Source organism: Clostridium sp. LIBA-8553 (assembly GCF_057782465.1).
On sequence record NZ_CM173489.1, the window covers coordinates 2,728,294 to 2,741,836 of the forward strand.

The following is a 13,543-nucleotide window of genomic DNA, read 5'->3' on the forward strand; positions in this document are numbered from 1 at the left end:
TTATATTTTTTTAATTTAAAAAGGAAGTGATTATCTAGTGAAGCTTTTAAGAGAAATGCTTATTGTAGTATTTATATACTTTTTAGGAGAATTTATTTCTAAAAGTTTTATACATAGTGTTCCTGGAAATATTATAGGTATGTTAATATTACTAGTTTTACTGTGTACTAAAGTTGTTAAAGTAGAAGCTATTGATTCTGTTGCTCAATTCTTCTTAGACCATTTAGCTTTCTTCTTTGTTCCTGCAGGGGTCGGACTTATGACATCCGTTGGATTATTAGAAGGAAATATTCTTAAATTATTATTTATATGCATAGCTTCAACTTTTGTTGTAATAGGAGTTACAGGTTTAGTTGTCCAAGCTTTAATAAGAAGAAAAGAAAAAAAATTACTAGGAGATGAAGTTAATGAACAGCATTGTTAGTAACCCTTTATTTGGAATTTTATTAACTCTTTTTGCTTTCGAAATTGGTATGACCATTTATAAAAAGACTAAAATTCCAGTATTAAATCCTCTATTAATAGCAATTGCTATTGTAATTGTAGTGTTAGTTACATTCCATATAAGCTTCGAAACTTATAATATTGGTGGTAACTTTATAAATGCATTTTTAGGACCTGCCACTGTAATTTTAGCAGTTCCATTATATAAACAGTTACAACTTTTAAAAAATCATTTTGTACCAATAATGACTGGAATCATTGTAGGAAGCTTAGCTTCTATGTGTTGTGTAGTTATAATGGGATATTTTTTAGGAGTAAACCACGAACTTATAGCTTCTTTAGTCCCAAAATCAGTTACAACTCCAATAGGTGTTGAAGTAGCTAGTGGCCTTGGTGGAATACCATCAATTACAGTTATAGCTATAATAATAACTGGTATAACAGGTGCAGTTATAGCTCCTATGGTATGTAAATTCCTTAAAATTGAGCATGAAGTTGCAATGGGTGTTTCTATTGGAACAGCTGCCCATGCTGTTGGAACAACTAAAGCATTAGAAATAGGTGAAACTCATGGTGCTATGAGTTCATTATCTATAGGTGTGGCTGGATTAATAACAGTTTTCCTTGCACCACCAATATATATGCTAGCAGCATTCATACTAAAATTTGCCTAAACTCTAAACAGTGATAAAAATTCACTGTTTTTTTCTTTTTAAAGATTATATTCCTTAATTATAGAAATACTAAAAATATAAATCTATAAATTAAGGAGAATTAAAAATGAAAATATTAAAAAAGTTTTTAGGATTTTTTGCCCTAGCAGTCCTTTTAAATCCCAATACTCTAACCTTAGATGCAAGTACACTTTCAAAAGAATCTCCACCTCAAAACAAAGAGATTCTATATGAAATCACAGCTTTCACAACAGAAAAAAATACTTTGAATCTAATAATTAATAAGCTATTCAAGGAAGATAATGCACTCTTTATAGATGCTTATTTTTTAAACACTACTGAAAATACTACTTTTGAAAACTTAGAAAACTTTAATATTTCAGTCTATGATTCTAGTGATAAGGAAGTTTTAAATAAAACATTTAAAAGTGTTGTTATTCCTAAAGGTCTTCCTCCTCAACACGGAAGAAGAATTTTATTTCCTATAGAAGAGGATTTTTATAATTTACAAGAAAAAGATTTATCAAAATTATCTTATAAATTTACTTTTGATTATATTTAAAAACTTATAATAAAAAAATCTATAAATAACCTAAAGAGAGCTCTATATAAACCTTAGAATTTAAGTAATTAATAGAATACTCTAAAATAATTACTATAAACTCTTAGAAAAATATAATGATTCCTTTAAATATATTTATAGATTTTCTTTATGAACTTTTAATCTTTGAATCTCTATTCATTTTTATTTTGCCTATACAGATATTCACTTAAATAAACTCCATCCTCCATGTGAAGTAGCCTTTTTCTTCATCCTTCTCATATATAAAATATGCCGCAAAGGTATTTCCCTTTCTACTTTTTAGATTTCTAAAACCAACTTTTCCATTAGCTAATAAAAGTTTTACCATCTGAGGAGTAACTTGCTTTCCAAAGGAGGCTATATACTTATCATTTTTCCATATAGTATATTTACATCCATTTTTCCAGTTTACACATCCAAAGCCCTTTTCTCCTTCTATAACAGGATTTCCACAGTTAGGACAGTTTCCTAGTACTTCTACTCCCTCTGGTGCCTCCACCTTAAAATGTTTTGCCATAGAATCATCATTTTTTATGGCATTAACTCCTTCTATAGTGAAGTTTCTTATAAGCTCTAAGAAATCTTCTTTTTTAACTTTTCCTCTTTCTATATCTGAAAGAGTTTTCTCTAATCTTCCTGTATACTCTAAATCTAGAAGTTCCTTAACAGGGAATATTTCAACTATTGTTCTACCAAGCTCTGTACAAGTTAAACTTTTACCCTTTGTAGTAATATATCCTACATCTTTAAGCTTTTTAATTGTTTCAGCTCTAGTAGCTGGTGTTCCTATACTAAATCCACTTAAGATTGATGCCATCATTTCTTCACTATCTTCCTCTGCATCCTCTTTAAAACTCTTACCACAAGTCTCCATAACTCTAAGCAATGTCTTTTCAGTATGCTTTTTAGGTGGTTTTTTAGTAACCTTATTTATTTTACTATCTACTAAGTCAACTATTTCTTTTTCATTTACCATTGGAAGAATTGTATCTTTACTATCTATTTTTTCAACAACTCTCCATCCTTCAATAAGCTGAACTTTTCCTTTTGAAATAAATACTCCTTTAACTTCTGGATTATTTATCTTTGAAGTTATTTTAGTTTCTTCAAATTCAGCTACAGGCATAAACTGCATTAAAAATCTATTTTTTACTGCTGTATAAACTATTTTCTCATCTGGAGTTAAATTATTAGGCTTCATATAAGTTGGAACGATAGCACTATGGCTCTCAACCTTAGAGTTATCAAAAACTCTTTTACTCTGAACGAACTTTATTTGTTCCTCATAAGGTAATCCCACCTTAAGCTTTTCTAAAACATTTCTGGTTCTATCAACTAAACTTTCTTCTAATGCCATACTTCCTGTTCTAGGATAAGTTATAAACTTCTTTTCATATAAAGACTGAGCTACTTTTAAAACCTTATCTGAAGTCCATCCCTTATATTTACTTGTTACATATCCTTGAAGATTAGAAAGATTAAATAAAAATGGTGGATATTCTTTTTTTCTTTCTGTTTGTTTTTCAATTATTTCAGCATTTTTATCTTTTATTTTTTCTTTTATTTCATCAAGAATTTTTTTATCTTCAAACTTTTCAGAGTTATTTTCATAATAAGTTCCTTCAAATTCTTCATTTTTAGAAGTTTTAAATGTTCCATTTAATTTATAGTAAGCACTTGATTTAAAATTCTCTATTTCCTTATCTCTATCATAAATTATTTTTAAAGTTGGTAATAATACTCTTCCTATATTAAGGATTTGTCCATCATTTAATTTATACTTTATTGTCGTAACAGAAGTTAGATTTATTCCTATTATCCAATCTGCCCACTGTCTTCCTATACCTGCATCTTGGAGGCATTGCATTTCCTCATTAGGCTTTAATTTCTCCATTCCTTTTTTTACTTCATCAGGTGTCCATTCATTTAATAAAAGTCTATAAACAGGTTTCTTTTCCTTAAAGTGAAGAAATATTTCATCTGCGATTACTTGCCCTTCTCTATCAAAGTCAGTAGCAGAAATTATCCCATCTACATCCTCTCTATCTATAAGACCTTTTATTATCTTTATTTGCTTCTCAGCGCCCTTATCAATCATATTTCTATTTACAGAATCTTGTTTTATTTTATATTTAAAAACTTCTGGAATGAAAGGAAATTTCTCCATTCTCCAACCTTTCATATTCTCATCATAGTCCTTTGCATCAAATAACTGCAATAAGTGTCCAAAAGCCCATGTTATAAGATATTGTTCGCCTTCAAAATATCCATCTTTTCTTTTTTTTATGTTAAAAGCATCTGCAATATTTCTAGCAACAGATGGTTTCTCTGCAATTATTACCTTTTTCAAAGTATCACTCCTAATTATTATCCTTTTGTTCTACGAACTCTATGTACTCCCTATTATCATCTTTGACAAATTAAAAAATTTATTTCACTATTCAAAATAATAAACTCACAGCCTACAAGACTGTGAGTATTCATTTATCTAAAATATATTTACTAGTTTTGATTTTTAGATAAAACTATAAGAACATCTTAAAAGCATTTAGTATTGCATCATCTACTTAAAAATAATAGCCTTAAGAAGCTTTTTCTGTTTGAGCATAATCAAAAAAAGAAATACAATCTCACTATAGTTCGATTGCATAAGTTCAAGATGCCAAATTGCAAATTTGGACTTTCACTTAACCTTTAGCTATTATTCTGGAGTAGATTATATCAATACTTTACAAAATTAAGCTAGTTCTTAGGGTCTAGTTAAAAATCAACATCTATCTAAAACAAAACCTAATTATAAGCCTAAATTCAAAACATTATTTATTATAATATAAAATCACTTTTATTCCTAGTCTTTATAAACTACCTCTCCATTTATAATTGTATAAATTGTTTTTGTAGCAATTTCAAAAGGACTTCCATTTAGAATTACTAAATCCCCATCCTTACCTTCTTTTAAGCTTCCGACTCTTTCATCTATACCTATTATCTCAGCTGGATTTATTGTTATTGCTTCTAATGCTTCATTAAAAGTAAGTCCTTCTTTCATTGCCATAGCTGCACAAAGTGGTAAATTATCTATGGTTACTACTGGATGATCTGTAGTTATGGCAACCTTAATTCCTTTATCAACTAATGACTTTGGTGTTTTAAAGGTCTTATTTAAGGTTTCTGCTTTTCCATTAAAACTTAAGGTTGGTCCAACTATAGCATCTAGATTTTCCTTTTTAATATAATCACTTATTAATTGACCTTCTGTACAGTGATCTAAAGTCAATTTAATATTAAACTCCTTAGCTATTCTTATAGCAGTTAAAATATCATCTGCTCTATGAGCATGAGCTTTAATAGGTATTTCTCTATTAAGTACTGGAAGAAGAGCCTCATACTTCAAATTCTTACTAAAGACTTTATCTTCTATTTCAGCATCAATCTTTCTATTTTTATAATTAATTGCCTCCGTTAATGTTTCTCTTAATAAAGCTGCAATAGCCATTCTTGTATTAGGCATCTTATTCTTTCCTGAATAAACTCTTTTTGGATTTTCTCCAAAAGCAACCTTTATTGCTACAGGCTCTTTTATAACCATATCATCAATACATATTCCACTTGTTTTTACTGCTGCAAATTGCCCTCCTATTATGTTAGCACTTCCTGGTCCAATTACTGCTGTAGTAACCCCTGCCTTTCTTGCACATTGAAATCCTCCATCAAATGGATTTATTCCATCTATAGCTCTCATTTGTGGAGTTATAGGATTACTCATTTCATTTGTTCCATTTCCGGCTCCCTTATTCCCCTCTTCATGTAATCCAAGGTGACAATGAGCCTCTATAAAACCTGGAAAAACAAATAATCCATCAACATCAATAACCTCTTCATCCTTTATGTATTGACTTAAATCTTCCCCAATTTTATCTATTTTTCCATTCCTAATTAAAATATCACCCTTCTCATACACTTTACTTTGTTCACAAGTAAATATCTTCCCATTTCTAATTAACATCTTTTCTCCCCCTTTTATTTATTGATTAAGTTATGTTTTAAACTAATATTGATTTTTAGATAGAACAGTAAGACCATCTTAATGAGCATCTAGTATTGCATCATATACGTAAGAATAATAGCGTTAAGAAGCTTTTTCTGTTTGAACGTAGCGAGTTTAAAAGCTTTAGCTATTATTCTGGAGTAAATGATAGCAATACTTTGCGAAATTAAGCTAGGTCTGGAGGGCTAGCTAAAAATCAATATTTACCTAAAACAAACTCTTAAATAAATATTCACATATAATTATAGCACTAAATAATTAATCCCTCTTATTATATAAAAATAAAAGGGATTTTTAATTACATTTCATTTAGCATCCATATGAAAAAATTCAATACTCCAGCAAAAGAAACCCATATTATATAAGGAATCATTAAAATTCCTGCTATTTTATCAAATTTAAAAAACTTAATTGTAGTTATAACTATAAATATTAATAGTATTATAAGTTCTATAAATGCTAATCCGTATAGTTTAAAGTAAAAAAATACTATGCTCCACGCAAAATTTAATAGGAGTTGGACAATATAAAACCAAAGTGCAGCCTTTGTCTTTTCTCCTTGTTTATGCCTTAAATATATCCTATAAGCTGCGATTCCCATAAGTATATATAAAATAGTCCATACTATTGGAAATACTAATGCTGGTGGGCTAAACCACGGTTTATTTAAAGTGGAATATATTTGTTCACTATTCTCAATAAATCTCCCAATAACAAATCCACCACCTAAGGTTAGTAATAAACTTATTATTATATCTCCTAAATTAAATTTTCCATTAACCTTAAATATATTCACATAAATCACCTCTCAGGTAATTATATGTCTTTTTTTTCATATATATTATACGTATATATCAGAAAACTCTATTTCGGCTTTTTCCATTAGATTATAGTAGTCATTATTGAATCTGTGCTTAACTCGCTCTGTCTCCTTAAATAGATCTACATCATAAAAATATAACTTAAATATATTTCCATAATTTTCATAGATTTCAACTTTTAAATCTCCTCCTTGTATTTTCATTAATGACTTACTTATATAAAGCCCTAAACCGCTTCCTTCTTGAGTTCTATTTAAAGCTTTATTATTTTTCGTAAACTTATCAAATATATATTTTTGCTCATCGTAACTTATAGCAACTCCATCATTTTTTATCATTATGACAAGATTTTTTTCTTCAAAATATATTTTTACATATATATTTCCATTTGTATCTCCATACTTAACAGAATTAGATAATATATTTAATATTATTCTTTCTAAAAATTCTCTATCAAATGCTATAAATATTTCTTCAAAATCTGGATCAAAAATAAAATTAATCTTTTTCTTTTTAATATATTCTGCAGATGCATCTAGTACATTTTCAACAACCTCAACTATGTTAAGCACCATAATATTAGTTTCTATTTGACCCTCCGATATTTTATTAGCATCTATAAAGTTATTTATTGTTCTTATAAGTCTTAAACAGTTTTGCTTAATTACTAAATTATTTTTTTCTATTGATTTAATATTCTTATTCTCTATATTTAAGTTATTTAATTGAAGAGCCGAGCTTATTACATTTATGGGAGTTCTTAGCTCATGACATATATTTGTAAAGAATTCTCCCTTTATATTTTCCTCTTCTAATTTCTCTGTTAAATATTTATTTAATCTTAAAGCATTATTTTTTTTAGTAACATCATTTATAATTATAATTTTATATTCATCTCCAAAAGGTATTGTATAGATTTCTCCGTTAGAATACTCACCATTAAAGTTTTGAAAAATTATTTCTTTATATAAGTCTTTACTATTATTTTTTTCCTTTGAATAGATTTGCTTTTTTAATATTCTTTCATTTAAAACTTCCAAACTCTCAAACAGGACAGCTTCTCTATCATAAATTCCTAAAAAGCTCATTGCTTCATTATTTAAATAAAATAATCTTTCCTTCTTAAAAATAAAAATATAATCTCCTATTATAGAAACAATTTTATAAATAAATCTTCTTCTCTAACTAATAGTTCTTCTAATTCCTTTAATTCATCAACCTTTTTCTTTAAATATCTTTTATTCTTTTCATATTCTTCTCTTTTTAAAAGTATTATTCTATTTATATCATTAAAACTCTTGTTTAATGAAAACATTATCATCCCCTCTACCAAAATATAATACGCTGAAAAATCTAAAATTTGACTAAAAAAAACATTATATTGACTTACATCTTTTACTTTGTCGAGATTATTCAAAAATATAATATTACTTATAGAAAATAATAAAATATAAAGAACTAAATAATAAAAAAATTTATTATAATCACTATGTCTCTCCTCTATAATACTTACTATAAATATTATTACAAATAGTATGATAATGAATGTAAACATAAAATTATTAATGTAAAATTCCCCAATAAAATGCAACATTATTTCATTATTATTTATTATAAATAAATAAATAGTGTCCCAAATTATATTTATTGTTAATAAAAGTAAATTTAATTTCTTAAAACTAATATTATATCTCTTTCCTACAACTATGGCAATTATAATGAAATACTGAATTATTATACTTATTAACTTATAAGCAACTGTTTCATATAATGTATATAAATCTAAATCTAGGATTAGATAAAATAATTCTGGTATCATAAACCAAAAAATACCTATACTAATAAATGAAACTAAGTCTTTTTTATTATCTATTTTACTACTTTCTCTTATAAATAAAGTTGCTCCTAACATTATAACTGAAGATAAATCTAAAGTTCTATATAATAAAACATGATTTTCACTCTTAAGAAAAACTAGTGTTACTACTATTAGCATTACATATATTAGCCTTAAAATGTAATATTGAAATTTAGGATTCTCATGTTCTACTTTATATTCCACACTCTTTCTCCTTATTAAATTCTAACCTTATATTTGTTCCTACATCTTTAATAGAATTTATTTTTATATTTCCATTTTGTAATTCTACTAAACTTTTTACAATATATAATCCAATACCCGTACTTTTATTTTTTATATTTTTTCTCTTCCCTTTTCCCTTACTATATCTTAAAAAAGCTCTTTCTAAAAATTCCTTATCCATTCCTTCTCCAGTATCTGAAAAATCAATAAATACTTTATTCTTATTAGTTGTAATACTTACTCCAATCCCCCCATTAATTGTATGCTTTATGGAATTTGATATTAAATTTAGAACTATTCGTTCAATAAGTTCTTGATCACATTTAACATAAATCTCCTCTTCAGTTGTATCAAAAATATATGTTAAATTTTTTTCCTTAATATATTCTGATAGATTTCCAATTAAATCTTCAATTAATGTTACTATGTTATAAACTTTAAAATTTGGTTTTAAATAATTATAATTAATTTTTGATGAATCAATTAGGTTGTTTGCTAACCTCAGTAATGTTATACAATTCTCTTTATTAACTTGATTATAGTAACCAACCTTTTCAATATTTTGCTTCTTATAAAATTGTTCTTGTACCTGAGCTGATGAATATATAACATTTATAGGAGTTTTTAAATCATGAGAAATACTTGATAAAAAATCATTTTTTATCTGTTCTTCTAGTGTTCTTTTTTTTAGATTATTTTTTATTTTCTCTGAACGTTTTAATTCACTAATATTTTTTAAAGATATTATTAAAAAATCATCAGCTTCTAATATAATATCTACATCCCAAAACATTTCTACTCCACATATAATAAGTGAAGCTTCTCCTTTTTTAGTTAACAAAAGTTCCTCTTTATTATGAATATTTAAAATTTTAAATAAATTTCTATTTATAATATCCCTTTTATTTTTTAATCTTAGTTCATGTACTAATCTTTTATTTAATGCAAAAACTCTATAATTCTTTTTATTTAAAACTACTATTGAAGTAGGTACATCATCAAAAAATTTTCTAAAATTAACTCCTTTATATTCAATCCTTTTTTTAAACTTTTTAAATTCATTATTACTTTCTTCCATCCGTTTATTTAATATTTCAAGTTTTTCATTTTTATCAATTATATTTTTATTTAAAGTCTCGTGTGGTTTTTTAATTAACATATCTGAAATCCAAGCATATACGAAAAAATATAATAATATTTTTAATATATTTTTTAATAATATAAGTATTTCTAAACCAAAGCTATATGTAAAAAAATCTAATATTACTAAAACAAGATTCATTAAAACTAATAATTTAAAATTGTTTAACATTTTTTTTTCATAAAGCTTAAAATTCCTTAAAACATATAAAAGCATCGAAAAAAGAGCTATTGATGTTATCCAAGAAATATATATATAATCAAAAAATATACCAATAATTGAAATTAAAACAAATAAATATATTACTAACTTAGTTTTTATCTCTACTTTTTTAATATAGTCTATAACTAAAAAACAATATATAATTTCTAAAATAACGCATATATAAACACTTTTAAAATTTATATATTCAAGTATTTGTCGTTCCCCAAAATATATTATTAAACCTATTAAAATCTTAAACTTTAATAGGGCAAGAAATAATAAACAGATACTCATTAGTATAAATATTTTTTTATTAGAAAACTTAAAGATAGTAGTAGTAATGAATGTTATGGTAAACATTAATACAGTTTCAACAAGTTTAGATAAATTAATTGCAGTATATGGATTAAAAATATACGCTGTACATAAAATAATTATTATCCCAATAAAAATATTAATTAAATTATATGTTTTTCTTAAATCTAAATTCATGTAATCATTTTCTATACATTCCAATATTTTCACCCCTTTGAAATTAAATATACATTATATACATTATCACAAAAATCTTTTTAAAATATTTATTTTTTGTAAATTATTGTATAATATTGTAACCTTAAATAAAAACACGTTAAATATTAGCCTTAGCTAATATTTAACGTGTTCAAAAAACTTTTAAATTTACTACTTTCTCTAACATCAATTAATTCATTATCTTTATTTATATATTTAACAAAATCAGGATACAATTCAACTGCTTTAATTAAATCATTTGTAGCATCATCTAAATCTTTTCCTAAAATAGCCTTAAAACAACTTCTATTGTAATATAAAAAATGATTCTCAGGATTAAATCTTAAGCCTAATGATAATATATTTATTCCTTTTTCAATATTATCCTCTTCTTTATATATTACAGCTAAATTTAAAAATGTATAAGCATATCCAAAATTCTTCTTTATTGATTTTTCATAAAATTTCTTAGCCTTATCATAAATATTTAGCCTCTTATATATTACTCCCATATTAAATAATGCTAAATAATTATCTCCATCTATTTGAAGTGCTTTAGAAAACATTCTATATGCCTCTTGAAGCATATCTTGCTCTTCATATATTGATCCTAAATTTGTATATGCCCAAAAATCTTCAGGACAAACTTCTATTGTTTTTTTATAATACTCTATAGCACCTTCTTTATCTCCAACATTATCTAATGCATTTGCTAAAAAGAATATAGCCCTATCATATACTGGATTTATATCAATAGCTTTTTTATATAATTCTATAGCTTTACCATAATTCTCTTTTTCATCGTATATTACAGCTAAACCATAATAAGCTCTAACTTCACAATTATTTATACTTAAAGCCTCTTCATACTTTTCTTTAGCTTTCTCAGTATCACCTAATTCATCTAACATTAAAGCTATACTTATTATTAAATCAATATCCTTTTCTTTCCCTAAAAGCTCCTCTGCTCTTAAATAATAATTTAATGCCTTTATTAAATTACCTTCATCATGTGCTTTATCACCACTATGTATATAATTATCTATAACTCTATAATCATTATCCATATCTTCTCCTATTTTTTAACCTATTTATATTAATCTATTATATCAAATTTTTCTTAATTTATAGAAATTAAAAAAGGAGGTATCAATCTTTTGATACGCTCCCATTAAAACTCTAATTTATTATATATATCTTTTAAATATTTTTCAACATCCATCTAATAATATCTTCCATAACTTCATCCTTAATTTTTTCATTTAGCATTTCATGCCTACCATTTTCATATAATTTATACTGAACGTCTTTTACACCAAATTTTTTTAATTTATCTCTTAAATTAATTATACCCATTCCAAAATTACCAACTGGATCCTTATCACCAGCAAAAATATATATAGGCATTTCTTTATTTATTTTACTCATATTTTCAACTTTATGTATGCTTCTTACACCTCTTAATAAATCATAGTAGAATGAACTTGAACATATAAAACCAAATCTTTCATTATTTATATACTTGTCTACTTCTTCTTCTACACTACAAAGCCAATCAAAATTAGTTCTACATGGTTTAAACTTTTTATTAAAGCCTCCAAAAATTAAACTATCCATAAGTTTGCTCTTATGTTTTCTCCCCCTTAATAAAATTTCTATTTTAGCTATTAATTCTCCAAGAGGAGCTAATTTATTAGGCTCTCCATTAGTCCCGGATAAAACTAACATATCTACTAAATCATTATACTCTTGAACTAATCTTTGACTTATAAATGAACCCATACTATGACCAAAAAGTATTATTTTGTATCCTTTATGTTTTTTCTTAGAATTTTCTATTAGTGTTTTAGAATCCTCGACCATCCACTGAAAGCCTTCATTATCAGCAATATATCCTAAAGAATCCAAGTCTTTTGCAGTAGAACCATGTCCTCTATGATCATGGGCATAAACTAAAAAACCTGCTTTAACAAGTTTTTCTGCAAACTCATCATATCTAGTGGCATCTTCTGTCATTCCATGCAATATGTGCACCACTGCTTTAAACTCTTTTCCATCACTCCACTTATACCCTTGTAATTCTAATCCTTCACTATCTCTAAATATAAAACCTTCTCTCAAGTTCATCAGCTCCCTTTTTAGACTATATAGTTCAAAATTCTTCTTATGTATAAGATACTCCTTAATTGTGTTTAGTTAAATAGCTTACTTCATTAATTTACTATTTTTTATACATTTATTAATATTTTATTGATAAGTTTTTTCTTTCTGCATACTCTTCAAACTTATTCTTCCAAACCACAGCCCTCTTTTTATCTACCTTAAAAAGATAATCTAAAAATCTATCTAGTTCATTTCTTTTATAAAGCCCTTTAAAAAGATGCCTTGGATAAGATACTCTCTTCTTATAATTATTTTTAGGGTCTATTATTTTAAGTGTATAGTCATTTTGTATATATATGTCTTTACATCTTATATCTATTCTCTTAAACCCTAATTTCTCAAAGTCCAAAATCATTAAATATAATTCTTTGCATAAACTTTCATCTAAACTATCTCTTCTTAAATATTTATCTAAGCGAACTCCTTCAACATATTCTCTAACAATATATCCTTCCTTGCATTCATACATTTTAGGAAAAAATCTAGATTTTCCAACTCTTTTTAAAATACTACTTTCATCCTGCCAAACATTAACTCTTCTAAATATTTTTATAACCTTATTTTCTTCAAGCAAAAATACTACTCCATTATGACCCTCTCCTAAAAATGAACTTTTTCTTAAAGATTCTTCTATTTTATGGCTTAAATTTTTAAGACTATAATCAAAGTTTTTGCTCATTTTACCCCTCTTATTAATAAGTGCTTAATATTATATTATACATTTAATATAATAAAAAATGACTAATTTCTTTAATTAGAAATTAGTCATTTGGTGCAGATAGCGGGATTTGAACCCGCACACCACTAGAGCAATACCCCCTCAAGATATCGTGTCTGCCATTCCACCATATCTGCATATAAACACACTG

General features: G+C 25.9%; 12 protein-coding genes and 1 tRNA gene. 3 read left to right on the plus strand and 10 right to left on the minus strand.

Going from position 1 to position 13,543, the window contains the following annotated elements; genetic code table 11:
• The first annotated feature begins 37 nt into the window (after positions 1-37).
• The 3 genes from AC2JAQ_RS12180 (at position 38) to AC2JAQ_RS12190 (ending at position 1,680) form a co-directional block, all read left to right on the plus strand.
• Positions 38-424 (plus strand): CidA/LrgA family protein, encoded by a 387-nt coding sequence (locus tag AC2JAQ_RS12180; RefSeq protein WP_322502989.1) that lies wholly within the window; start codon positions 38-40, stop codon positions 422-424.
• The gene (locus AC2JAQ_RS12185; RefSeq protein WP_488456685.1) at positions 408-1,118 is read left to right on the plus strand and encodes an LrgB family protein; all 711 of its coding nucleotides are present in this window, start codon (positions 408-410) and stop codon (positions 1,116-1,118) included. The genes AC2JAQ_RS12180 and AC2JAQ_RS12185 overlap by 17 nt, the downstream gene beginning before the upstream one ends.
• Positions 1,119-1,224: 106 nt before the next feature.
• Positions 1,225-1,680 (plus strand): hypothetical protein, encoded by a 456-nt coding sequence (locus tag AC2JAQ_RS12190; RefSeq protein WP_488456686.1) that lies wholly within the window; start codon positions 1,225-1,227, stop codon positions 1,678-1,680.
• A gap of 208 nt (positions 1,681-1,888) precedes the next feature.
• Here AC2JAQ_RS12190 and AC2JAQ_RS12195 read toward each other — a convergent pair whose 3' ends face one another.
• From AC2JAQ_RS12195 to AC2JAQ_RS12240, 10 genes are all read right to left on the minus strand, one after another.
• Positions 1,889-4,051 (minus strand): type IA DNA topoisomerase, encoded by a 2,163-nt coding sequence (locus tag AC2JAQ_RS12195; RefSeq protein ID WP_488456687.1) that lies wholly within the window; start codon positions 4,049-4,051, stop codon positions 1,889-1,891.
• 498 nt (positions 4,052-4,549) lie between these two features.
• Complete coding sequence (locus AC2JAQ_RS12200) at positions 4,550-5,707, minus strand: amidohydrolase (RefSeq protein WP_488456688.1); 1,158 nt, start codon at positions 5,705-5,707, stop codon at positions 4,550-4,552.
• Between the two features lie 340 nt (positions 5,708-6,047).
• On the minus strand, positions 6,048-6,545 hold the full coding sequence (locus AC2JAQ_RS12205) for a TspO/MBR family protein (protein WP_488456689.1): 498 nt from the start codon (positions 6,543-6,545) through the stop codon (positions 6,048-6,050).
• 45 nt (positions 6,546-6,590) lie between these two features.
• Entirely contained in the window at positions 6,591-7,658 is a 1,068-nt protein-coding gene (locus AC2JAQ_RS12210; RefSeq protein WP_488456690.1) for a sensor histidine kinase, read from the minus strand.
• A 59-nt stretch (positions 7,659-7,717) separates the two neighbouring features.
• Positions 7,718-8,632, minus strand: coding sequence for a hypothetical protein (locus AC2JAQ_RS12215; RefSeq protein WP_488456691.1), 915 nt, complete (start codon positions 8,630-8,632; stop codon positions 7,718-7,720).
• The gene (locus AC2JAQ_RS12220) at positions 8,622-10,514 is read right to left on the minus strand and encodes a sensor histidine kinase (RefSeq protein WP_488456692.1); all 1,893 of its coding nucleotides are present in this window, start codon (positions 10,512-10,514) and stop codon (positions 8,622-8,624) included. The genes AC2JAQ_RS12215 and AC2JAQ_RS12220 overlap by 11 nt, the downstream gene beginning before the upstream one ends.
• A gap of 128 nt (positions 10,515-10,642) precedes the next feature.
• Positions 10,643-11,578 carry a tetratricopeptide repeat protein gene (locus AC2JAQ_RS12225; RefSeq protein WP_488456693.1) on the minus strand — a complete coding sequence of 312 codons (936 nt, stop codon included), beginning with the start codon at positions 11,576-11,578 and terminating at the stop codon, positions 10,643-10,645.
• A gap of 133 nt (positions 11,579-11,711) precedes the next feature.
• Positions 11,712-12,632, minus strand: coding sequence for an alpha/beta hydrolase (locus AC2JAQ_RS12230; RefSeq protein WP_488456694.1), 921 nt, complete (start codon positions 12,630-12,632; stop codon positions 11,712-11,714).
• Positions 12,633-12,750: 118 nt separating this feature from the next.
• Positions 12,751-13,353 (minus strand): hypothetical protein, encoded by a 603-nt coding sequence (locus tag AC2JAQ_RS12235; RefSeq protein WP_488456695.1) that lies wholly within the window; start codon positions 13,351-13,353, stop codon positions 12,751-12,753.
• A gap of 91 nt (positions 13,354-13,444) precedes the next feature.
• Positions 13,445-13,529, minus strand: a tRNA-Leu gene (locus AC2JAQ_RS12240).
• Positions 13,530-13,543: the final 14 nt, after the last annotated feature.